This is a genomic window from Acetobacter sacchari, from assembly GCF_017377715.1.
Lineage (GTDB): Bacteria > Pseudomonadota > Alphaproteobacteria > Acetobacterales > Acetobacteraceae > Acetobacter > Acetobacter sacchari.
Genome location: NZ_JAFVMF010000106.1, coordinates 1 through 251, shown reverse-complemented (window position 1 = coordinate 251; position 251 = coordinate 1). Strand labels below are relative to the sequence as shown.

The following is a 251-nucleotide window of genomic DNA, read 5'->3' as shown; positions in this document are numbered from 1 at the left end:
AGGGCATGACCGAAGTGGTCGCGCGCGAGCAGTTGGAAGACAACGTGGTGCTCGGCACCCTGATGCTGGAACAAGGCGAAGTCGACGGTCTGGTTTCCGGTGCGGTTCACACCACCGCCAACACCATCCGTCCGCCGTTGCAGCTGATCAAAACCGCGCCGGGCAGCTCGCTGGTATCCTCCGTGTTCTTCATGCTGCTGCCTGACCAGGTTCTGGTCTACGGCGACTGCGCGATCAACCCGGATCCGACC

General features: G+C 62.5%; 1 protein-coding gene. It reads left to right on the top strand.

The genetic code is table 11. The features are described from left to right. Nucleotides 1-251: phosphate acyltransferase (locus J2D73_RS20430; protein ID WP_279380967.1), on the top strand; the 251-nt coding region annotated here is incomplete at both ends.